Source organism: Aeromonas eucrenophila, assembly GCF_000819865.1.
In the GTDB taxonomy this organism is placed as follows: domain Bacteria; phylum Pseudomonadota; class Gammaproteobacteria; order Enterobacterales; family Aeromonadaceae; genus Aeromonas; species Aeromonas eucrenophila.
On record NZ_CDDF01000001.1, the window covers coordinates 367182 to 388617 of the forward strand.

Consider the following 21436-nt stretch of genomic DNA (forward strand, 5'->3'; position numbering starts at 1 on the left):
GTCCCTCTCTTTTCATCCGATGAAGCATGTCGTGATATTCAATCTCACCGATAAAGAATAAAGCCAGGCTGAAATTGAATAGGTTGAAGGCACCATGCAATATAGACACTATTATTTTTCACTCACTATTTATCGTCTATTACTTGCATCAATAGCCAGCCGAATATTTATGCCATGAAGTGGTCAATGATATATTTTCAATATTCAAAAGCTGGTATTTTCCCACCCTAAAATCTGTGAGCCAGCCCATAAAGCGGGTGGGTTCCCGTGTTCATCCCTGTCGCCGAGCGTTATGGTTGCACAGTAAAACAATAATCCACACCTTCAATATCAGGCCAGATTTATCGCCACCTAGCGCGAAAAATGCAGTGAAATAGCGCACTCCGTATGACGAAAAACCCTATCGACCCGATATTCCGCCGAGCCAGAATCTGCTTACCAAGGAGCGTTTTATGTGCGCCGAGCCGAATATGCAATCACGCAGACAATTCCCCACCGCCTTTACCATCCTGTTTCTTATTATGTTGCTGGCCATTGCGCTCACCTGGATCATTCCAGCCGGGGCCTATTCCAAGCTCTCTTACAATCCGGGCAGCGCCACATTGATGGTCAATGATCCACAAGGCGAAATAAGCCAGGTACCCGCCACCCAGGCCGAGCTTGAAAAACTCCATATCAATATCGGGGTGGCGCAATTCACCAGCGGCACCATCCGCCAACCCATCGCCATTCCCGGCACCTACCAGCGGCTGGAGCAAGCCCCCAAGGGGCTGACCGACGTGGCGGTGAGCATGGTCAAGGGCACCATAGAGGGAGCCGACATCATCGTCTTCATCCTGGTGCTCGGCGGGCTCATCGGCGTCATCAACAAGACCGGCGCCTTCAGCGCAGGCCTGGTCGCCCTGTCGCGCAAGACCCGGGGCAACGAGTTCATGTTCGTGGCGCTGGTCTGCTTCGTGATGGCGCTCGGCGGCACCACCTGCGGGCTGGAAGAGGAAGCGGTCGCCTTCTATCCCATACTGGTGCCCATCTTCCTGGCGCTGGGCTATGACGCCATCGTCTGCGTGGGGGCCATCTTCCTCGCCGCCTCCATGGGCACCACCTTCTCCACCATCAACCCCTTCTCTGTGGTGATCGCCTCCAACGCCGCCGGCATCCCCTTCACCGAGGGGCTGATCTTTCGCGCCATCGGCTGTCTGGTAGGGACTCTGGTGGTCATCTCCTACCTCTATTGGTACTGCAAGAAGATCAAGGCCAACCCGGCCTTCTCTTACACCTATGAGGACAGAGAGAGCTTTCGCGCCCGTTTCCTGAAAGAAGGCTCGCTGGATGAAGCCGTCCCCTTCACCCTGCGCCGCAAGATCATCCTCAGTCTGTTTATCCTCGCCTTCCCTCTCATGGTGTGGGGCGTCTCCATGGCGGGCTGGTGGTTCCCACAGATGGCGGCCTCCTTCCTCACCATCGCCATCATCATCATTTTCATCTCCGGGCTGAAAGAGAAGGAGGCGGTCGAGGCCTTCACTCAGGGCGCCTCCGAACTGGTGGCCGTGTCCCTCATCATCGGCCTGGCGCGGGGGGTCAACCTGGTGCTGGATCAGGGGATGATCTCTGACACTATCTTGGCTTACGCCTCCGATCTGGTCTCCGGCATGCACGGCGCCGTGTTCGCGGTCGCCCAGATGCTAGTGTTCACTCTGCTGGGGCTGGTGGTGCCCTCCTCCTCCGGGCTGGCGGTGCTCTCCATGCCCATCATGGCCCCACTAGCGGATACCGTGATGATCCCGCGCTACATCGTCGTCTCGGCCTACAACTGGGGGCAGTACGCCATGTTGTTCCTGGCCCCCACCGGGCTGGTGCTGGTCACCCTGCAGATGCTCGGCATCCAGTTCAACCAATGGATCAAGTTCGTGCTGCCCATGGTGGGCTTCGTGCTGGGCTTTGGCGCCCTGATGCTGGTGGTGCAGGTGATGATGATCTGATGACCGCCGCCCAGATCGGGCTCCCCAGGGCTTAAGTCCGGCTCTGCACCGGCAGGGATCACCCAAGCCTTCTGCCAGGCCTTGTCGCCAAAGCCCGACACCTTGTGGGCGGGGACACTTTTGGTGGAGTCAGAGGTTGTCGTGCCTGCGCGCGGCCTGCCTTGTTCCTCCACGACGTTGTGCCAAGATGACCGCAAGCTCGAACAGCATCAGATGGTGCATCTCAGGAGAACGCAAAATGAACAAATCCATGTTGGCAGGTGTCGGGATCGGTATCGCCTCTGCGCTGGCCTTGTCGGCAGCAGCCAGTGGATCCCTGTTTTCATCCCAGCCCCAGTTTGCCGAGGTGCTGGCCAGCAAGCCGGTGACCGAGACCATCAAGACCCCCAGACAGGAGTGTCGCAACATCGCCGTCACCCACCGCAAGCCGGTGCAGGATGAGCACAAGATCCTGGGTACCGTGGTCGGCGCGGCCCTGGGTGGCGTGCTGGGCAACCAGTTCGGGGGCGGTAACGGCAAGAAGGTGGCCACCGTCGCCGGTGCCGCCGCCGGTGGTTATGCGGGCAACCAGGTGCAAGGCAACATGCAGGCCGGTGATACCTACACCACCACGGAGCAGCGCTGCAAGACGGTGCAGGACAGCAGCACCCGCACCCTGGGCTATGACGTGACCTATCGTCTCGCCGGCCAAGAAGGGGTGATCCGCATGGAAAAAGAACCCGGCCCCACCATCCCGGTCAAGGATGGCAAGCTGGTACTGAGCAACGCGCAGGGTTGAACCTCCGTTAGGAGCGCCCTGCCATGGAAAAGGCCCACCCTGTCAGGGGTGGGCCTTTTTTCATCTGCGCCCTCTCGGCCATTCTCTCACCTCATTCCCCGCCCAGGCAGTCTCCCTTGGCTCGCTTGTCGCCAATCACCGACAGCGCTTTGACAGGGCGACTTTCCCTGTCGTCAGCCTCTGTCGCAATTGGTGAGCCCTTCCCTTGAGTGACGAAGGCAAAAAATCCAACAATGGCTCACAACTGACTAATTAAATATTAGAGAGAGTGAGATGAACAAATCCATGTTGGCAGGTATCGGCGTCGGTATCGCCTCCGCATTGGCCCTGTCCGCCGTCGCCAGCGGATCCATGTTTTCCGCCGAGCCCCAGTTCGCCGAGGTGCTGGCCAGCAAGCCGGTGACCGAGACCATCAAGACCCCGCGCCAGGAGTGCCATAACGTCACCGTCACTCACCAGCAACCGGTGCAGGATGAGCGCAGGGTCGCCGGCAAACTGGTCGGTGCGGCGATCGGTGGCGCCATCGGCAACCAGTTCGGCGGTGGCAACGGCAAGAAGGTGGCGACCGTGGCCGGCGCCGTGGCCGGTGGCTATGCAGGGGGTCAGGCACAGGCCAACAGGCAGGCCAAAGACACCTACACCACCCAGGAGCAGCGCTGCAAGACGGTGCAAGACAGCAGCACCCGCACCCTGGGCTATGACGTCACCTACAGCCTCGCTGGCCAGCAGGGCGTGATCCGCATGGAGAAAGATCCCGGCCTTACCATACCGGTCAAGGACGGCAAGCTGGTGCTGAGCACGGCGCAGGGGTGAACCTCCGTTTGGAACGCCCTGCCATGAGAAAGGCCCACCGTCGAGGTGGGCCTTTCTCATTAAACCGAGGCATAAACAGCCGCTTATCCGCCAAGATGCAGCGCCAACCAGACCGCCAGCGGGATCACCAACACCGAGAGCGCATTGCCGCCGAGCACGATGCTGGCCACCTTGTCCGGCTGGCATTGGTACTGCTCACAGAGCATGTAATTGAGCACCGCCGGTGGCAGCGCCACCGAGAGGGTCAGCAGCGGGATCCACTCCGGTCGCAGCGGCAGCAACCAGACTGCGAGCGCGAGGGAGAGGCCCCCCGCCAACAGATAGAGCAGGTTGCATTTGAGCGCGAGCCCGAGATGGCCGAGCTCCCCTTCCATCAGCCGGATGCCAAGGGCAAACAGCATCAAGGGCACCGACAGCTGACCGAGCAGGGAGGCGCTGGTCACCATATAGCCGGGCAGCGGGATCTGCAGGTTCGCCACCAGCAGCCCCGCCAGCGCGGCCCACAGCATGGGGCTGCGCAACCAGAGCCAGCGGGAGTCACTGCTTCCCTGGCCGCCACTGCTGGAGAGGATGAAGATACCCACCGAGAAGTGCAGCAGATTGGAGAGCACGAACAGTATGACGATGGCGCCGAGCTCCTGTTCGCCAAAGGCCAGCACCATCAGCGGGATGCCGAGGTTGCCGGTGTTGCGAAACATGGCGGGCAGAATAAGCGCCGCCCGCGCTATCTCCTTGAATCTGAATAGGGAGAGCAACAGGCCCGGCAGCAGGATCACCAGGGTACCCGCCGCGACGAGCGGCAGATGCTCCCCAAGGGCCAGCGGGTATTTCACCAGCGCCGAGAACACCAGCGCCGGGGTGAACAGCTCTATGTTGGCCCGGTTGATGTAACCGAGCTCGGCCCCCGCCCGCAGCCGGCCGTAGAGGGCGCCGAGGCCCACCACCGCAAACACGGGAATGACGATATCGAGCAGGGTCGCGAACATGTGACGGCTTACAGCTCCCGGGCGGGGCGGCCCATCAGCACCACGGGGTCGAGGGTGACTTCCTGGGTGCCATTGCTTACCCAGAGCTGACCATCGGAGATGGTGCAGGTGAGGTGCATAGTACGCTCCACCATGGCGGTCAGCGGCAGGGTCTGGCTGTCGGAGAGCTCGATGACGCTCAAGTTGTCATGCTGGCTGAGCTTGCCCTGGTTCTGCTTCCACCAGACGCTGGTGCCGCGCCCGCCGTAGAGATAGAGCACCACTTGGCGGGAGCGGTTGCAGGCTTTTTTAAGCCGCTTCTCGTCGGGCTGGCCCAGTTCAATCCAGAGCTCGATCTCGTCGGTGTAGTTCTTGCACCAGAGCTCAGGCTCATCATCGGCACTGAGCCCCTTGGTGAACTCCAGCCGCTCGGTGGCGTGCCAGGCGAAGGCGGCCAGCCGGATCATCATCCGCTCGTCGGTTTCGGAGGGGTGACGGGCCAGGGTGAGGGAGACATCCTGATAGAGATGGCGATCCATGTCGGACAGACTGAGCTGGGCCTTGAATACGGTTGCCTTGAGAGCCATAGAAACCTTGAATAGCTGAAAATGGGCGGGAGCGCCTGAGATTGCGCGCCAGTGTAATCAAAATCGGCGCCAGGTTCGACCACCTTGGTGAAACCCTTGCCATGGGAAGGGGCGCACAAAAACAAATGCCAGTCCTGAGACTGGCATTTGGCGTTATGAACGAGAGTGACTCACTTCTCGGCGGGCTTGACCCCGAAGGCATTGAGCAGCAAGCAGCAGGTCACTGCCACGGCCACGAACCCGCTCAGGAAGATAAAGGGCATGGCCCCGTATCCCAATATGTTCCAGATGGTTTGTTCAAGCAGACTCATAGTGTGTCCTTCATCCAGTGAAATGGGTGTTTCCGTTGGCGGCGGGGATGCCCCGCTCCTGATGCCGTTATTTGAACTCAACCGGCGCCTAACGCCTATGCCACCAAAGTAATAAATGGGGCACTTGTTTGCGCTAGATCAATAATTTACCCCCTATTGACCCGACTATCTGTTTGCCCAGACGCTCCTGATGCCCTCCGTTCAACGATAGCCCAGGAAAAGAGAGCAAAAAAAGAGAGGCGACCCGGGTCGCCTCTCTTGATCATCCTGTTCATGCCGCGCGGGCATGCCCCAGGGCTATGGGTAGAAACGCAGCTGCTCCGCCGCCATCGCCTTGAGCCGCGCGCAGGGGGCGAATCTCTCCCCGTGGCGCTTCTGATAGTGCTCGAGGCGGCCGACCAGATGGGCGATGCCGAGGCTGTCCATGTAGCGGAAGGGGCCACCCAGGAAGGGCGGGAAGCCGATGCCGAAGATGGCGCCGATGTCGCCGTCACGGGCCGAGGCTACCACACCGCCATCGAGCGCCATGGCCGCTTCGTTGAGCATCAGCAGCACGCAGCGCTCGGCGATCTCCGAGCGGGCCAGCTTGGGCGATGGCGACACCCCGAGCACGCCGTAGACGCTCTCATCCACCGTCTTCTTGCCTTCCTTGCCGGTGAGCCGGTTGCGCGGCGCCGCCTTGCCGTAGAGGTAGAAACCCTTGCCGTTCTTGCGGCCCTTGCGATCGTCTTGCAGCAGCTTGTCAAACGCCTTGGGCGCCTGGAACTGCTCGCCACCGAGCTCGCGCTCGAGGATGGGGGAGATCTTGGCACCCACATCTATCCCCACCTCATCGAGCAGGGTGATGGGGCCAACCGGGAAACCGAAGTCCAGCAGGGCGCCATCCAGCACTTCCACCGGTTCCCCTTCCAGCACCAGACGCGCCGCCTCGTTCATGTAAGGGGCGAGGATCCGGTTCACGTAGAAGCCGGCCTCGTCTTTGACCACGATCGGGGTCTTGCCCTGAGCGCGGGCGAAGGCCAGCGTCGTGGCCACCGTCTCGGCACTGGTGCCGGCGTGGGGGATGATCTCGGCGAGCGGCATCTTGTCCACCGGGCTGAAGTAGTGCAGCCCCACAACTCGCTCAGGATGGGCGGCGTTTGCCGCGATCTGATGGATCGGCAGGGAGGAAGTGTTGGAGGCAAACACAGTGTGTTCGCCGCATTCCCGCTCAACGTCCTGCACCATCTGGTGCTTCAAGGCGAGATCCTCGAACACCGCCTCCACCACCATGTCGACCCGGTGGAAACCCGAGTAATCCAGGGTGCCGGATAGCATGCTCATCTGCTTTTCCAGTTCGCTGCGCAAGATCTGACGACGTTTCAGCTTCTTGGCCAGCAGATCATAGCTGTAACGCATGGCATTGCCGATGCCGGCACTGGCCACATCCTTGATCCGCACCGGCACCTTGGCCTTGGTGGCGGTGACGAAGGCGATGCCGCCCCCCATCAGCCCCCCGCCGAGCACGGCGGCATGGGTTATCTTGCGCGGGGCGGCGCCCTGATAGCTCACCTCTTTCTTCATCTCCGTGGTGGCGAAGAACAGGGAGCGCAGGGAAGCGGATTCGGGGGTCATCACCAGCTCGCCGAAGTGGCGGGCCTCGGCGATGAGACCGGCCTGCATCCCCTCCTCCACGCCGATGCGCACCACCTCGAGGATCCGCTCCGGCGCCGGGTAGTTGCCACGGGTCTTGGCCTTGACGCCCTTGCTGGCCTGATCGAACAGCACCTTGCGACCGAGCGCATTGGTCTCCAGCAGCTTGCCCTGCAGATCCCGCTTGAGCGCGTGGCGCGGCTTGCCCTTCTTGGCCAGCTTGATGGCGGCCTCCAGCAGGATTGACTGGGGCACCACATCGTCCACCAGGCCGAGTTTCTTCGCCTGTTTGGCGCGCACCTGCTTGCCGGTCAGCATCAGATCCAGCGCCTTGGCGACCCCGATGAGGCGCGGCAGACGCTGGGTGCCACCGGAGCCCGGCAGCAGGCCGAGCTGCACTTCCGGCAGGCCCAGCAGCGTCTTGCCGTGATCCGTGATGACCCGGCCGTGACAGGCCAGGGCCAGCTCCAGCCCGCCGCCGAGGCAGGGGCCGTGGATGGCGGCGATCACAGGGATGCTCAGAGCCTCGATCTCGGCGAATACCGCCTGCCCTTCCCGGGACAGGGTCTGGGCATCGGTGGCGCTGGTACAGGCCGCCAGCATGGCGATGTCAGCGCCGGCGATGAAGGAGTCCTTCTTGCCGGAGACCACCACCAGGCCGATCAGATCCTTGTTGGCTTTCACCTCGGCCAGCACGGTGCGGATCTCGGCCGCGAAGGCGGCCTTGAGGGTATTCATGCTCTCGCCTGGCACATCCATGGTCAGGATGCCGATGCCGTCCTGGCGAATATCCAGTGCAAATGTTGCTGTGTTCATCTTGCTCGCCTCCATCATTCCACCTCCAGCACCATGGCCACACCCAACCCGCCCGCCGCACAGGCGGTGTTGAGCCCGAGGCCCCCGCCGCGACGACGCAGCTCGTGCAGGGTCTGGGTGATCATGCGGGCACCGGTGGCGGCAAAGGGATGGCCATAGGCCAGGGAGCCGCCGAGCACGTTGAATTTATCCATGTCCACCTCGCCGATGGCACTGTCACGGCCCAGCTTGTCGCGAGCAAACTCATGGCTTGCAAACATCTTGAGGTTGGCCAGAGTCTGGGCGGCGAAGGCTTCGTGCATGTCGATCAGGGTCAAGTCGGCCAGCGTGATGCCGGCGCGGTCCAGCGCCAACGGGGTGGCGTAGGAGGGGCCCATCAGCATGTCCTGCCACACATCTATGGCGGAGAAGGCGAAGCTGCGAATGTAGCCGAGGGGTTCTAGCCCCAGCTCCTTGGCCCGGCCTTCGCGCATCAGCAGCACGGCGGCGGCGCCGTCGGTGAGCGGGGTGGCGTTGGCGGCGGTGACGGAGCCGTGCAGCCGGTCAAACACCGGCTTGAGCTTGGCGTAGCTCGCGAGATCTGAGCTCTCGCGAATGTTGTTGTCCCGCTCGAGCGGTGACTTGTAGGGGGGCACGTGGGCGGTGAAGACCTCGGCATTGAGTTTGCCATCTGCCCAGGCCTGGGCCGCCAGGCTGTGGGAGCGGTGGGCCAGGGCGTCTTGCGCCTCCCGGCTGATGCCGTGGCTCTTGGCCATCTGCTCGGCGGTCTGCCCCATGGAGAGGCCGGTGGAGTACTCGGCCACCGCCGGCGGCACCGGCATCAAGTCTTTCAAGCGCAGGCGGCGCAGTATATTGAAGCGCTGCTGGAGATTGCGGGCCTTGTTCAAATCCACCAGGGCACGGGCCAGGGACTTGCTGACCCCGATGGGCAGCACAGAGGAGGAATCCGCGCCGCCGGCGATGGCGATGTCGACCGTGCCGGCCATGATGGACTCGGTGACGTTGGCCACCGCCTGGAAACTGGTGGCGCAGGCGCGGGACACGCTATAGGCGTCTGTGCTGACACTCATGCCGGTGCCGAGCACTATCTCGCGGGCGATGTTGGGCGCCTCCGGCATCTGCACCACCTGGCCGAACACCAGCTGATCGATGAGCTTGGGATCGAGATCCGTGCGGGCGAGCAGTTCGCTCACCACCAGTTTGCCGAGATCCACCGCGGGCACGCCATGAAAGGCGGTGGCCTGCTTGGCAAAGGGGGTGCGCAGACCCGCCACGACGGCAATCCGTTCGCCCTGGCGCGTCGTCAGTTTCAATGGCTGTTTCATCCTGGCTCCTTGGTTCAACGAGAAGGTTAAAAGGGAAGAGGTCTGACCTCATTGCGCCACATCTTAACAATCCACTCACAACTTTCATACGGCTGATTGAAACTAAATTGTCACCATCTTGGCCCCTCGCCTCGCCCTCTTGGGGGATCTGGGGTATAAAAAGAGCAACTTCTATTAAAACAACGGGTTCATTCCATGGCAGCGGCCGGATTCAGAGCGCTTAGGGACTATCTTGGCAGTCAGGTTCTGGGACAGGGCCCCCTCATCGAGGGGCTCTTGATCGCCTTGCTATGTGAAGGACATGTGTTGATCGAGGGGGCGCCGGGTCTGGCCAAGACCCGGGCAGTCAAGGCGCTGGCCGGCGTGGTGGAGGGGCGCTTTGCCCGCATCCAGTTCACCCCGGACCTGTTGCCCGCCGATCTCACCGGCAGCGAGGTGTTTCACCCGCAAGATGCGAGCTTCGTGTTTCAGCCCGGCCCCCTGTTCAACCACCTGGTGCTGGCGGACGAGATCAACCGGGCCCCGGCCAAGGTGCAATCTGCCCTGCTGGAAGCCATGGCCGAGCACCAGATCACCGTCGGCAAGAAGAGCTGGCGTTTGCCGCCGCTCTTCATGGTGGCCGCGACCCAAAACCCCATAGAGCAGGAAGGCACCTACCCCCTGCCGGAGGCCCAGCTCGATCGCTTCCTGCTCAAGCTGATGGTGGATTACCCCAGCCCCGCCATGGAGCTCGCCATCTTGCAGCTCAACGCCCGCGGCGAGCAGCTGCAACCACCGTCGATGACCCTGAGCCAGGACGCGCTGCTGGCGGCGAGAAACGAGGTACTGGCCGTGCAGATGCAGGCGCGCCTCGAGCACTATCTAGTGCAGCTAGTCTGCGCCACCCGCCCCGGCAGCGGGCTCTGTCCCGAGCTCGAACCCCTGATCGCGGTCGGTGCCAGCCCCAGGGCCAGCATAGGCCTGGCGCGCGCCGCCCGGGCCCGGGCCTGGCTCGCGGGACGGGACTTCGTGCTGCCGGAGGATATCCAGCAGCTGGCCCCCGCCGTGCTGCGCCATCGCCTCATTCCCAGCTATCAGGCCCTGGCCGACAACCTCGATAACGAGGCGCTGATCTCACTGCTGCTGGACATGATCCCATGCCCATGATCCTCTGCCGGCCTGAGTCATCTCCTTCTTTCTGCCCCAGCGCTCAAACACGGGTGATACATCCTGCCGACGAGGCATGTATCACGCTGCTGGATACCTTACCTTGCCCCTGACGCAACACGAGGATCCTCGCGCTCATCCCGACATCGCCTTGCCGCTGACCCGGCTGCTGGCCATCCGGCTCTGGGCGAGACAAGGGCTCAGGACGCGGGTGCATCAGGCGAGGCAGGGACGGATAGGTCGGATGCCGGGCTTGAGCTTTCGCGAGCTGCGGGCCTATCAGGCCGGGGATGAGGTGCGCCACATCGACTGGCGGGTGACAGCCCGGCTCGGCCGCCCCTACACCCGACTCTACGGCGAAGAGCAGGAGCAGGCCCACTGGCTGCTGCTCGACCTCTCCCCCGCCATGTATTTTGGCTCCGGGCCTCAGCTCAAGGCCCGCCTCGGCTGCGAGCTGGCCGCCGCCCTGCTCTGGCAGGGAGAAAAGCAGGCCAATACCCTGGTCTACCATGGGATGGCCCCCAAAATAACGCACCAGCGCGGCTCCCTGGTGCCCTTGCTGCAGACCCTCTGCCAGCAGTACGAAGCCGGGCTGGCGCGCACGCCACTGCCCTCATCCCTGGCCCAGACCCTGACACACCTGAGGCTGCCCCAGGGCGCCAGGTTGACCCTCATCGGCGATCACAACCCCTGTGACGAGGCCCTCGCCGAGCAGTTGCAACTGCTCGGCCACCGCCACGACATTCACTACTGGCAAATTCGCGATCCCCTGGAGGCGAGCCTGCCCACACAGGGGCGACTGGCGGTGCAAGCGGGCAAGCGCAGCGGCTGGCTCGACGCGGGGCTGTCCGCCTTTCGCCAGCGCTATCGGCAGGCGGCCGAGCAGCAGGCCGAGCGCAGCCAGCAGCAACTGTTGCCGCTGGTGCAGCGCTTGTATCGGCTCGACAACGGCCTGAGTCTGCAACGCCAATGGCAGGAGGGTGGATGCCGTCTGCTCTGAGCGCCCCCTCTGCCGCGACCCTCACAACGGATCAGGCACCGCTGGATCAGGGGCGATTGCACGAGATCCAGGCCCAGTTGCGCGACATCCACCCTGGGCCTGAGCTCGCCAGTGTTGCCGATCCTCGCCTGCTGGCCTGGGGTTGGCTTCTGATCACGGTGCTCGCCCTTTTGCTGATCGCTACCCTGGCGCTGACCCTGTGGCGCCAGCGGCGCTGGGCACGTCAAATAGACTGGCAAGACGCAGATCTGGTGCCCAGGCTGCAAGCCACGCTGCGCCAGGCGGCGCTGGCCCGCTGGCCCGAGGCGCGCACCCTGCAAGGAGAGGCCTGGCTCATTTGGCTCGATAAAAAAGGGGGCAGCCGCTTTGCGGATCTGACAGAGCATTGGGCCGGCTGGCTCTATGATCAGCAACAGCCTGATGCCCGACAGCGGGCCTTGCTGCGCCGCGCCTACCTGCGCTGGGGGCGTCGCTGCGTCAGCTCGCCACGGATACTGCCGCAGGGTCAGGGGCGACGAGCCTCCGGCCAGGGCCGAAGAGGCGCCTCATGATCCTCGCCTGGCCCTGGTTTGCCCTCGCCCTGGTGCTGCCGCTGCTGGTGCGCTTCGGCCTGCCCCCTCTCTCAGGCAACCGGCACGGCCGCACCCGGCTAGTCCACGGCGGCTTTCCCCTGCTGCTCCCCCAAGCCGGCCAGCCACTCTGGCGCATGACCCTGTGCTGGTGCGCCCTGGTGCTGGCCCTGTGCCGCCCCCAATGGCAGGTGGAGCCCCTCATTCACTACCAGACCAGCCGGGATCTCATCCTGGCGGTGGATCTCTCCGACAGCATGCGCACCCAGGACATGCTGGACGAGGGGGAGCAGCGGGACCGGCTCGGCGCCGTGCGCCAGCAACTCAAGGCCCTGATAAGCACCCGTCCCGGCGATCGCATCGCCCTGATCGTCTTCGCCGATCACGCCTACCTGCTCTCCCCCCTGACCCAGGAGACCAAGGCGCTGCTGACCCTGAGCGATGAGCTCGATTTTGATCTGGTGGGGCGCACCACGGCCCTCGGCGAAGCCATACTGCTGGCGCGCCAGCATGCCGATCCCGCCAGACCCACCGCCCTGCTGCTGGTCACCGATGGCCGCAACACCGCGGGCAATGCGGATCCCTTGCGCGAGGCCAAACTGGCCGCCGCCGCGGGGATCCGGATTTACCCCCTGGGGGTCGGCGCCGATCCCGGCACCTTCGCCCAGCCGCAGGAGAGCGCCGATCCCAGCGCCGAACTGGATGAACCCTTGCTGCAACAGCTGGCGGAACTCGGTCAGGGCCGCTATTTTCGCGCCCGCAGCCAGGCCGATCTGGAGGCCATCAACCAGGCCCTCGATAGCCTGGAGCCGTTGGCCCGCCCGCAGACCCTCTATCGTCCCAATCAGGAGCTCTATCCCTGGCCCCTCACGCTGGCTTGGCTCTTGCTGAGCTGGCCGACCCGGCTGAGCGCCCTGGCACCAGCGTGGCCCAGATGGCGACGCCCCAGCCCTTCAGAGGAGCCGCCCCATGGGTGAGTGCCGGGAATGTCCATCATGGAGTTGATGCTGCTGCGCCCGCTCTGGCTGCTGGCCCTGCTGCCCTGGCTGTGGCAGGGATGGCGCCGTCGTCGCCAGCCCACCCTGCTCGCCCCCGCCATGCAGGCCTATCTGCTGCCGGGCCAGGATCGTGGTTTCCCCTGGCTCTGGCTCGCTTGCCTGCCCCTGATCTTGGCCTTGAGCGGCCCGGCCCTGCGCCAGCAGAGCCAGTCCATCGAGAGCCCCGCCCTCGACATCTGGCTGCTGGATCTCTCCGATTCCATGCGAGCCGAGGATCTGCCGCCGGATCGGGCGACCCGGGTGCGGCTGCTGCTGCAAGACATGCTGGACGAATCCTCGAGCACGGGGGCGAGCGAGGATCGACACCCCATCGCCCTCATCCTGTTCGCCGACGATGCCTATCTCGCCATGCCCCCCAGCCGGGATCATCAGGCCATCTCGCTGCTGCTGCCAGACTTGCGCCCGGCCATCATGCCGCAGCTGACCTCCCGCAGAGGCAGTGCCCCCGAACGCGCCGTCGTGCTGGCCCTTGCGCAGATCCCCGCTGGCCAGAGCGCGCGGCTGCTGCTCGTCACCGACGGACTCTCGGCGGCTCAAATCGAGCGTATCGCCGAGCTGTGGCCCTGCCAGGGCACGCTGTTCTGCCAACAATCCACCAGACCTCGCCTCGATATTCTGCTGGCCAATGGGGGCAAGGCCACCGAACTGGCCCCCTCGCCCACCGCCAGCCAGGGGCTCGGCAGCGCCCTTGGACGCAGGCTGCCGGCGCCCGATGGGGCAACCATGGCACAACTCGCGACCGATCTGGGAGGGCGTCTGCAGTGGCTGCAGGCCGGGATCCCACGGTTTGCCCCCCTGCCCACCAGCCAGACGCTGACCACAGATCAATCCCGGGATCTCGGCCCGTGGCTGCTGCTCCCCTTGCTGCCGCTGGCGCTGCTGGCCCGCATCGGGGCGCACTGGCTGCTCTTGCTCGGCCTGGGAATGGGCCTGCTCGACTCGCCGCCGCTGCAGGCAAGCGCGCCCCTTTCCGATCCTTTACTACAGGAGCAACAGGCCCGGCAGGACTACCGGCAGGGGCACTATCAAGCGGCCGCCCGCGGCTTTCAGGACCCCGTCTGGCAGGGCAATGCCTGGTACAGGGCCGGCGACTACGCCCGGGCCGCCTCGGCCTATGCCCGCGTCAACAGCGCCACCGCCCACTACAACAGAGGCAACGCGCTGGTCCGGCTCGGGCAGCCAGGCGCCGCCGAGCAGGCTTATCTCGCCGCCCTTACCCTCGAACCCGGCCATCAGGATGCCCTCTTCAATCTGGCCCTGCTGCGCACACCGCCGCAAAGCGCCTCACAGGAACCCAAACCCAGCGAGACCCCCAAGCCTTCGGCCACAGAGCCACCCTCTGCAGCACCGGAGCGCCCACAGCCCCCGGCTCCCCCAGTGCTGCTGCTCGAGCAGCGCCTGCGCAAGGAGGCGCAGCGCCGCGCCCTGGCCAACACAGCTGACTCCTCATTCATCAAGCCCGAGGAGTCCAGGTGATCCCCGCCTTGCGCCTGCGTATCGGCGGCCTGGGCCACCGGCTGCTCCTGCTGCTCTGCCTCTCGTTGGCGGGCCAGGCACTGGCCGCGCCGCCACGGGCCGAGCTGTTGCCGGGGGCGAGCGACGGCGACTGGCTGCTCATCATCGAAGCCGACGGGCAGCTGCGCGGCGATGAGCTCAGCCTCACCCCCCTGCTGCGCCAGTTCGCTGTGGGTCGGGTGACAATGAGCCGCGTCACCACAGAGGTCCGCAGCCTGACCCGCTGGCAGATCCCGCTGCATCGGGTGGCCAGTGACGCCAGACAGGTGCCCGCCCTCATGCTCGGCTCCCAATCGACACCGCCCTTGCCGCTACCCAAGCGCACCGAGCCACAGACATCCGCCGGAGCGGCCATTGGGGCAGCCCCTCACTCCCCCATCGAATTGCAGGCCAGCGTGCTGCATCAGGGGCCACTCTACCCCGGGCAACCCTTCATCTATCAACTGAGCCTCTGGATCCCCGCCAACCTGGAGGCCCCCAACCTCAGCGAACCGGTCGGTGCTGGCTTCATCATCCGGCGCCTCGGCAACGATCAGTGGGAATCTCCCGCCGACCCCGGCATGCCAGGCCGGTTGACCCGCAAATGGCTGCTGCAGGCAAGGGAGCCGGGACTCCATCCGCTGGAGTCCCCCCGTTTTCAGGGACGACTGCCCATGACCGGCGGCACCGGCGACAACCTCTCGGCCAGGGCCGCAACCCAGTTCATCAAGGTGGACAAGGCACCGGTGGAGCCGGTGGCGAGCAGCCTCAGCCTGCGCCAGCAACTCAGTCCGGCAAGGGGAGCCAAGGTTGGCGAGCCGGTGATCCGCACCCTGACCCTGGTGATGGAGGGGGGAGATGGCAGCCGCCTGCCAAGGCCGGCACTGTCCAGGCTGCCTGCAGGCCTGCTGGCAAGACCGGACGGAGAGCAACAGGAGGAACGCTTCGTGGCCAAGGGGGCCCTGCGCTTCGAGCGCCAATGGCGCCAGGCATTGAGCGCCGAGGCACCTGGCCACTATCAATTGCCCGCCGTGGATCTGCCCTGGTTCAATACCCAGAGCGGACGCATCGAGCATGCCCGCCTGCCGGCGCAGACGCTGATATTTGAAGCAGCCCCCGCCTCATCCGATCAGGATCCGGCGCCCGTGGGAGAGAGCCTTGGCTGGGTGCTAGGGGCCTTGCTGCTGAGTGCCTTGTGGCGAGGCTGGCCCCGCTGGTTGGCCTTCTATCGCCTGCAGCGTGCCCTGGCGAGCGAGGAGCCTGATTCGGCCAGATGGGCCTTGCTGGCCTGGGCCGACCAACGCTGGGCCGGCACTCATCAGCACCTCGCCAGCCTGCCCTGCCATGGCGACCCCGCCGTCGGGGTCCTGCTCGACAGCCTGGACAGGGCCTGTTTCACCTCCACTTCACCCGCCGATATTCAGGTTGACTGGCAACGGCTCGCCAAGGCGTTGTGCGCCTTCGATACTGTTGCAGTAACCTCTGGCCTTAAAATGCTGGCGTGGCGACGCCCTTGAGCCCACGGCCAGCGACTCCGGATAAAAAGGAAGCCCAATCATGGCGTTAGGTTTTTTCAGAAAAAAAGGCTCGGGAACGGGAAAGGATCCCGGGGCCACGCCGGTCTATGGGGATATGGCAGATAAACAGACCAAATACGAAGCCCTGGTGCATGCCCTGCACGCAGACATCTACCGTTACGCCTACTGGCTGTGTCGGGACCCGCAGATAGCCGAAGATCTGGTGCAGGAAACCTTCCTGCGCGCCTGGAAGGCCATCGACTCCCTGCTGGACGACAAGGCCGCCAAGGCCTGGCTCATCACCATCCTCAGGCGGGAGAATGCCCGCCGCTTCGAGCGCAGGCAGTTCGATCTCATCAGTCTCGATGAGCATCCCCTGAGCGATCAGGGCGCCCTGCACAACGAGCAGGAGATGGAGCATGAATGGCTGAGGCGCCACATCGCCCGGCTGCCCGCCGAGTACCAGGAGCCCTTGCTGTTGCAGGTGCTGGGGGGATTTAGCGGCGAGGAGATCGCCGAGCAGTTGGGGCTGAACAAGAACACCGTCATGACCCGGCTGTTCCGGGCCCGCAACCAGATCAAAGAGGCCATGGAGTCAGCGGCACAACGAAGAGGACACACAAATGGATGAGCTTGAGTTTCGCCGCAGGGCCATCGCCCATCCAACGGATGCAGATCCTGCGTTCCTCGAGGCGGCAGAGGCGTCCTCCGCCAATCGCAACCATCTTGAGGAAATGAAGCAGCTGGATCGTCAGTTGCACCGCACCCTGAAGGTCGAGGTGCCGGCGGGCCTGGCCGAACGCATCCTGCTCAGGCAAGCGGTAGAACCCGACGATGATGAAATGGTGCCGCTGCCGCCCCCGCCTATGCGTACCAACTGGCGTCCCCTCGCCGTGGCGGCCTCGGTCGCCTTCCTGCTCGGCATGAGTACCCGCTGGATCAGCTGGCCGGTGACGGCACCGGATGAGCCGTCCCTGGCCCAGGTCGCCATGGCCCATGTCTATGGGGAGGAACCCTTCATCGAGGGGGTCGATGAACGGGTCAGCCTGCAGACCATCAACGCCAAGATGGAGAAATACGGGGCCACCCTGATGGACATGCCGGGCATGAAGGTGACCTATGTCAACCACTGCGCCTTCTACCAGGGGCCGGCCCTGCACATGGTGCTGCAGGGCAAGATGGGACCCGTCGCCCTGTTCCTGGTGCCCAAGCATGTACCCCTCAAGATCCAGCCTGATTTTGCGGATGGTCAGCTCAAGGGGGAGATCTTGCCGCTCAAGGGCGCCAACATGGTGCTGATCGGCGATATGCAGGAGTCACTTGCCCCTGTTGCCCAGCAAATGGCGTCCCATCTGCACTGGTCCATTTAACAGAACTTAACCCGGCCTGACTGGGTTTTTACCTCCACCTAACCCCAGGCAGACACGCTCGTTGTCTGCCTGTTCATTCCACATATCGCGACATTCCCCACTCATTGCCCACTTTTACGTGTCAAACCACTCAATTTATTTTACTGATACAGATGGCACCCATTGACTGTTAATTACCCAATAATGGATGAGTTTGGCTATTTAAACGGCAAGTTAAAACAAATGATTAACACAATGGAAACTTTTATGTATTCTGCTGTCACTGGTCTGATTTCTTACCTCCTACCAGATCCATAGAATCACGCCAGAAGTGAATGGGAAGAAGCTTACATAACAACAGATCTTGTCGTGTATAGCGGCCAAAGAGCCGTGATATCGACAGAAAATCTGCTTACAAGAGAGAACACTATGACAACTGCCTTTTTCAAGAAAAGCCTGATCGCCGCGGCCGTGACCCTGGCCAGTACCCAGACCTTTGCTGCCGCCTTCCAGCTGAACGAGCACTCGGCCTCCGGTCTGGGTCGCGCCTATGCAGGGGAAGCGGCCATCGCGGACAACGCGTCCGTGCTGTCCCGCAACCCGGCCGCCATGACCACCTTTGACAAGATGGCACTGTCTGTTTCCGGCACCTATATCAAGCCTGACGTGAATGTCTCCGGTGACATCTATGCCGGCCCCACCAAGCTGGCCTCCTCCAGCGAGAGCGACATAGCACCGGATGCCTTCGTACCGGCGACCTATTTCATCCAGCCGCTGAACGATCAGTGGGCCTGGGGCCTGGGACTGTTCTCCAACTACGGTCTGGCCACCGAATACTCCAAGACCTTCCCAGCGGGCGCCGGTGCCGGTGATACCGAGCTGTTGACCTTCAACATCAACCCCAACATCGCCTACCGCATCAACTCCAACTTCAGCATCGGCGCCGGTATCAACGCCGTCTATGCCCAGGCCGAGCTGAACCGCTACGCCGGTGCCCTGGCGCCGGGTCTGACCGCCAAGACCGGCATAGTGCATAACAGCGACACCGCCATCGCGCACCTTAAGGGTGACACCTGGGGCTTTGGCTGGAACGTCGGCACCCTGTACGAGATCAATGACAGCAACCGTCTGGCGCTGACCTATCGCTCCCAGGTGGACTTAAGCTTTGACGGCGACTTCAAGGGCCTGACCTCCGGCTACAAGACAGTCGATGGCAACCTGAAACTGGATCTGCCGGCCCAGGCCGAGTTCGCCGGTTACCACCGTCTGAACCAGCAGTTCGCGGTGCACTACTCCGTCAACTGGACCGACTGGAGCGCCTTCCAGGAGCTCAAAGCCACCAGCAACTCCTGTGCTGGCGGTGTCTGTCTGCAAAAAGACGAGAAATTCAAGGATTCTACCCGTTACGCCCTGGGCGGTACCTGGTACATCAACCCGGCCTGGGAAGCTCGCATCGGCTTCGCCTATGACAACAGCCCGATCGAGCCGGAATACCGCAGCCTGAGCATCCCGGATTCCGACCGTGTCTGGTACAGCGCCGGCGCCACCTACCATATCGATCAGGACATGAGCGTCGACTTCGGCATGGCCTACCTGGATGGCAAGGAAGTGGACGTGAACGAAGGCCTGACCAGCCACACCGATCCGGTTCGCTGGAAGGGAACTTCCCACGGCAACGCCTTCCTGGCCTCTGCCCAGTTCAACATGAAATTCTGATTTACCCGTTACCAAAAAGAGCGCCCAAGGGCGCTCTTTTTTTATACCGAGTCGTCATTTCAGCGCACAGTTGTAGCAAACAGCTGTACGCTTTTCGTTTTTTATCAGCCTGTTAGCCCTCGCTCTTCCAGCATTTAATCCCGTTTTGGCCCAAGCCACCCCGCCCCCGTTGCCTTACTGGTCATACCATATAAAATCCCGCCCCCAACCAAATAACAGAATGAACCCCAAGTTCATCCCAAGGAAACGCAATGCATTCGAACATGAAGCCCTCCCTCATCGCCCTGCTCCTGTTGTCGAGCCAGACCCAGGCGGCCGGTTTTCAGCTGGCGGAGCAATCGGCGACCGGCATGGGGCGCGCCTTCGCCGGGGAAGCGGCCATCGCCGACAATGCCAGCGTGCTGTCGCGCAACGCCGCGGCCATGACCCGTTTCGAACGCACGGCCTTCTCCGGCGGCGTCATCCACATCCACCCCGACGTCAACATCGAGGGTGTGACCCGGGTACCGACCGCCACGGGGCCGGTGAGCCTGGACGCGAGCGCTTACGACATTGCGGGGGATGCCTGGGTGCCCAATGCCTACCTCATAGTGCCCCTGAGTGAACAATGGTGGCTCGGCCTCGCGGCCACCTCCTACTATGGTCTCGGCGTCCAGATGCCGGACAACTACAACGCAGGCCACTTCGGCAATGTCTCCGACATCAAGACCATGGATCTCGGCGTCTCTCTCGCCTATCGCATCAACGAGATGTGGAGCCTGGGTGGCGGCCTGTCCGCCATCCACGGCGAGGGAGAAGTGGGCGGCACCTTCCCCTCCAACAACAAGATTGCCAAGCACCTCAAGGGGGATGGCTGGGCACTTGGCTGGAACCTGGGCGCCCTGCTGGAGCTGTCACAGGCGACCCGCATCGGCCTCTCCTACCGCCACGATGTGACCCTCACCCTGTCCGGGGATGCCATCGGTACCGATCTGCAGGGGCGCACCTTCACCGACACCGGCAGCCTGGACTTGCCGCTGCCCGCCACTGCGGAGCTCGCGATCTTCCATCAGCTGACGCCAGCCCTGGCGCTGCATTCGAGCATCAACTGGACCAACTGGAGCAAGTTCGTCCAGCTCGAGTCCGAGCTCGATCACTATGGCACCATGCACATCAAGGACGAGCACTGGGAAGACAGCTGGCGCTACGCCCTCGGCCTGACTTACCAACTGGCGCCCCAGTGGCAGCTTCGCTCCGGGATTGCCTATGATCGCAGCCCGGTCCCCGCCGAGCGCCGCACCATCTCCATCCCGGATTCGGACCGGATCTGGTACAGCGCCGGTATCGGCTACCAGCTGGATCGCAACCTGTCGCTGGACTTCGGGCTCACCCTGCTCGATGGCAAGAAGGTGGACGTGACCGAGACCATGCAGCTCAAACCGGGCGTGCCGCAGACCAGCTCCAGCTTCCAGGGCACCTCGGAAGGGGACGCCTGGCTGGCCGGACTGCAGCTCAATTACCTGTTCTAAATCACCGGGCTCCCCGCCAGATGCTATGCCAGTTGTTGACCCTTGGGCGCCGGTCAGCACTGGCATAGTGATCCGCTTCACCATAGAATCAAGCCAGCACTCATGCTGGAGATATGAATGTATTCCTACGTAGCAAGGCAGCCCATCCTGGATCGGGAGTTGAAGACCCACGCCTATGAGCTGCTTTTTCGCGACAGCCTGGATAATGTGTTCCCCCTGATCTCGGCGCAACAGGCCACCGCCCGACTGGTGGCCGAACAGTTTTTGCAGCAGAATATCGATCAGCTGCTTGGCGGGCACCCCTGCTTCATCAACTTCCCTCACTCCCTGCTGCTCGACGGGCTGGCCGAATGCCTGCCCCAGGACAAGGTGATCATCGAGATCCTGGAAGATGCCGAGCCGGACGATGCGCTGCTGGCCAAGGTGATAGAGTTGAATCAACTGGGGTATCGCATGGCACTGGATGATTTCACTCTTTCCACGACCTGGGACCGCTTCCTGCCCTATGTCCACATCATCAAGTTCGACCTGAGGGCCACGCCCCTCGCCAGCATCGAGGCCTTCATCGAGAGCCACCGGCACCTGCCCCTCACCTATCTCGCCGAGAAGGTGGAAAACAAGGCGGAGTTTGAGCGGATGAAGGCGCTGGGGGTCGCGCTGTTTCAGGGCTTCTTCTTCAGCCGGCCACAGATGGTGCAGCAGACCACCAGCCACCCGGATCAGTTGCTGGTGATGCACCATGAGCCGTCACTCAAGCATTTGATTGAGAAGGTCCTTCACAAATGAGGGCGTAACGGATGCTCCCCTATCCAGCCGCCCTTCCCCCGAGCCAGGCACGGCAAACACCATAAAAAAACGCCCCTCGAGAGGGGC

The 21436-nt window shown here is 63.1% G+C and carries 18 protein-coding genes and 1 pseudogene; 14 read left to right on the forward strand and 5 right to left on the reverse strand.

The genetic code is table 11. The annotated features are described in order from the left end of the window. The first annotated feature begins 452 nt into the window (after positions 1-452). From BN1124_RS01490 to BN1124_RS01500, 3 genes are all read left to right on the forward strand, one after another. Positions 453-1979: a YfcC family protein gene (locus tag BN1124_RS01490; protein ID WP_042638431.1), complete on the forward strand. Its 1527-nt coding sequence runs from the start codon at positions 453-455 to the stop codon at positions 1977-1979. 238 nt (positions 1980-2217) lie between these two features. Next, positions 2218-2757: a glycine zipper 2TM domain-containing protein gene (locus tag BN1124_RS01495; protein ID WP_042638434.1), complete on the forward strand. Its 540-nt coding sequence runs from the start codon at positions 2218-2220 to the stop codon at positions 2755-2757. Positions 2758-3030: 273 nt separating this feature from the next. Next, positions 3031-3570, forward strand: coding sequence for a glycine zipper 2TM domain-containing protein (locus BN1124_RS01500; RefSeq protein WP_042638435.1), 540 nt, complete (start codon positions 3031-3033; stop codon positions 3568-3570). A gap of 83 nt (positions 3571-3653) precedes the next feature. On the opposite strand, the gene BN1124_RS01505 is transcribed toward BN1124_RS01500, so the two are convergent. The 5 genes from BN1124_RS01505 to fadI all read right to left on the reverse strand — a co-directional run bounded on the left by BN1124_RS01505 (position 3654) and on the right by fadI (position 9206). After that, positions 3654-4556 carry an AEC family transporter gene (locus BN1124_RS01505; protein ID WP_042638437.1) on the reverse strand — a complete coding sequence of 301 codons (903 nt, stop codon included), beginning with the start codon at positions 4554-4556 and terminating at the stop codon, positions 3654-3656. A gap of 8 nt (positions 4557-4564) precedes the next feature. Beyond that, positions 4565-5122, reverse strand: a complete 558-nt coding sequence (locus BN1124_RS01510; protein ID WP_042638439.1) for a YaeQ family protein — start codon at positions 5120-5122, stop codon at positions 4565-4567. A gap of 170 nt (positions 5123-5292) precedes the next feature. Continuing rightward, positions 5293-5433: a TIGR02808 family protein gene (locus tag BN1124_RS20580; RefSeq protein WP_081966246.1), complete on the reverse strand. Its 141-nt coding sequence runs from the start codon at positions 5431-5433 to the stop codon at positions 5293-5295. Between the two features lie 297 nt (positions 5434-5730). Continuing rightward, positions 5731-7881, reverse strand: coding sequence for a fatty acid oxidation complex subunit alpha FadJ (gene fadJ, locus BN1124_RS01515; RefSeq protein WP_042638959.1), 2151 nt, complete (start codon positions 7879-7881; stop codon positions 5731-5733). Positions 7882-7895: 14 nt separating this feature from the next. Further along, positions 7896-9206: an acetyl-CoA C-acyltransferase FadI gene (gene fadI / locus BN1124_RS01520; protein ID WP_042638441.1), complete on the reverse strand. Its 1311-nt coding sequence runs from the start codon at positions 9204-9206 to the stop codon at positions 7896-7898. A gap of 195 nt (positions 9207-9401) precedes the next feature. Between fadI and BN1124_RS01525 the strand changes: the two genes are divergently transcribed. From BN1124_RS01525 to BN1124_RS01575, 11 genes and pseudogenes are all read left to right on the forward strand, one after another. Continuing rightward, positions 9402-10352 carry an AAA family ATPase gene (locus BN1124_RS01525; protein WP_042638443.1) on the forward strand — a complete coding sequence of 317 codons (951 nt, stop codon included), beginning with the start codon at positions 9402-9404 and terminating at the stop codon, positions 10350-10352. Positions 10353-10461: 109 nt separating this feature from the next. Further along, complete coding sequence (locus BN1124_RS01530) at positions 10462-11352, forward strand: DUF58 domain-containing protein (protein WP_231553587.1); 891 nt, start codon at positions 10462-10464, stop codon at positions 11350-11352. Further along, entirely contained in the window at positions 11337-11903 is a 567-nt protein-coding gene (locus tag BN1124_RS01535; protein ID WP_082041390.1) for a DUF4381 family protein, read from the forward strand. The genes BN1124_RS01530 and BN1124_RS01535 overlap by 16 nt, the downstream gene beginning before the upstream one ends. Next, the gene (locus tag BN1124_RS01540) at positions 11900-12898 is read left to right on the forward strand and encodes a VWA domain-containing protein (protein ID WP_042638446.1); all 999 of its coding nucleotides are present in this window, start codon (positions 11900-11902) and stop codon (positions 12896-12898) included. The genes BN1124_RS01535 and BN1124_RS01540 overlap by 4 nt, the downstream gene beginning before the upstream one ends. Positions 12899-12916: 18 nt before the next feature. Next, positions 12917-14455: a tetratricopeptide repeat protein gene (locus BN1124_RS01545; RefSeq protein ID WP_042638963.1), complete on the forward strand. Its 1539-nt coding sequence runs from the start codon at positions 12917-12919 to the stop codon at positions 14453-14455. Beyond that, positions 14452-15990, forward strand: coding sequence for a BatD family protein (locus tag BN1124_RS01550; protein ID WP_082041391.1), 1539 nt, complete (start codon positions 14452-14454; stop codon positions 15988-15990). The genes BN1124_RS01545 and BN1124_RS01550 overlap by 4 nt, the downstream gene beginning before the upstream one ends. Positions 15991-16030: 40 nt before the next feature. Next, complete coding sequence (locus tag BN1124_RS01555; RefSeq protein WP_082041392.1) at positions 16031-16621, forward strand: sigma-70 family RNA polymerase sigma factor; 591 nt, start codon at positions 16031-16033, stop codon at positions 16619-16621. Continuing rightward, positions 16614-17360, forward strand: a complete 747-nt coding sequence (locus BN1124_RS01560; RefSeq protein WP_042638448.1) for a DUF3379 domain-containing protein — start codon at positions 16614-16616, stop codon at positions 17358-17360. The genes BN1124_RS01555 and BN1124_RS01560 overlap by 8 nt, the downstream gene beginning before the upstream one ends. 408 nt (positions 17361-17768) lie before the next feature. After that, a complete protein-coding gene (locus BN1124_RS01565) occupies positions 17769-19055 on the forward strand; it encodes an outer membrane protein transport protein (RefSeq protein WP_042638450.1) in 1287 nt (428 codons plus the stop codon). Between the two features lie 251 nt (positions 19056-19306). Then, positions 19307-20563 carry an outer membrane protein transport protein gene (locus BN1124_RS01570; protein WP_042638451.1) on the forward strand — a complete coding sequence of 419 codons (1257 nt, stop codon included), beginning with the start codon at positions 19307-19309 and terminating at the stop codon, positions 20561-20563. A gap of 117 nt (positions 20564-20680) precedes the next feature. Continuing rightward, positions 20681-21298 (forward strand): annotated as a pseudogene (locus BN1124_RS01575) (EAL and HDOD domain-containing protein); the annotation flags it as partial. Positions 21299-21436: the final 138 nt, after the last annotated feature.

Bases quoted from the DNA above. Each gene is read 5' to 3' on its own strand.
- BN1124_RS01570 (WP_042638451.1), top strand. From the start codon at position 19,307: ATGCATTCGAACATGAAGCCCTCCCTCATCGCCCTGCTCCTGTTGTCG.
- BN1124_RS01500 (WP_042638435.1), top strand. From the start codon at position 3,031: ATGAACAAATCCATGTTGGCAGGTATCGGCGTCGGTATCGCCTCCGCA.
- BN1124_RS01505 (WP_042638437.1), bottom strand. From the start codon at position 4,556: ATGTTCGCGACCCTGCTCGATATCGTCATTCCCGTGTTTGCGGTGGTG.
- BN1124_RS01510 (WP_042638439.1), bottom strand. From the start codon at position 5,122: ATGGCTCTCAAGGCAACCGTATTCAAGGCCCAGCTCAGTCTGTCCGAC.
- BN1124_RS01545 (WP_042638963.1), top strand. From the start codon at position 12,917: ATGGAGTTGATGCTGCTGCGCCCGCTCTGGCTGCTGGCCCTGCTGCCC.
- BN1124_RS20580 (WP_081966246.1), bottom strand. From the start codon at position 5,433: ATGAGTCTGCTTGAACAAACCATCTGGAACATATTGGGATACGGGGCC.
- BN1124_RS01535 (WP_082041390.1), top strand. From the start codon at position 11,337: ATGCCGTCTGCTCTGAGCGCCCCCTCTGCCGCGACCCTCACAACGGAT.
- BN1124_RS01495 (WP_042638434.1), top strand. From the start codon at position 2,218: ATGAACAAATCCATGTTGGCAGGTGTCGGGATCGGTATCGCCTCTGCG.
- BN1124_RS01540 (WP_042638446.1), top strand. From the start codon at position 11,900: ATGATCCTCGCCTGGCCCTGGTTTGCCCTCGCCCTGGTGCTGCCGCTG.
- BN1124_RS01565 (WP_042638450.1), top strand. From the start codon at position 17,769: ATGACAACTGCCTTTTTCAAGAAAAGCCTGATCGCCGCGGCCGTGACC.
- BN1124_RS01555 (WP_082041392.1), top strand. From the start codon at position 16,031: ATGGCGTTAGGTTTTTTCAGAAAAAAAGGCTCGGGAACGGGAAAGGAT.
- BN1124_RS01490 (WP_042638431.1), top strand. From the start codon at position 453: ATGTGCGCCGAGCCGAATATGCAATCACGCAGACAATTCCCCACCGCC.
- BN1124_RS01525 (WP_042638443.1), top strand. From the start codon at position 9,402: ATGGCAGCGGCCGGATTCAGAGCGCTTAGGGACTATCTTGGCAGTCAG.
- fadJ (WP_042638959.1), bottom strand. From the start codon at position 7,881: ATGAACACAGCAACATTTGCACTGGATATTCGCCAGGACGGCATCGGC.
- fadI (WP_042638441.1), bottom strand. From the start codon at position 9,206: ATGAAACAGCCATTGAAACTGACGACGCGCCAGGGCGAACGGATTGCC.
- BN1124_RS01560 (WP_042638448.1), top strand. From the start codon at position 16,614: ATGGATGAGCTTGAGTTTCGCCGCAGGGCCATCGCCCATCCAACGGAT.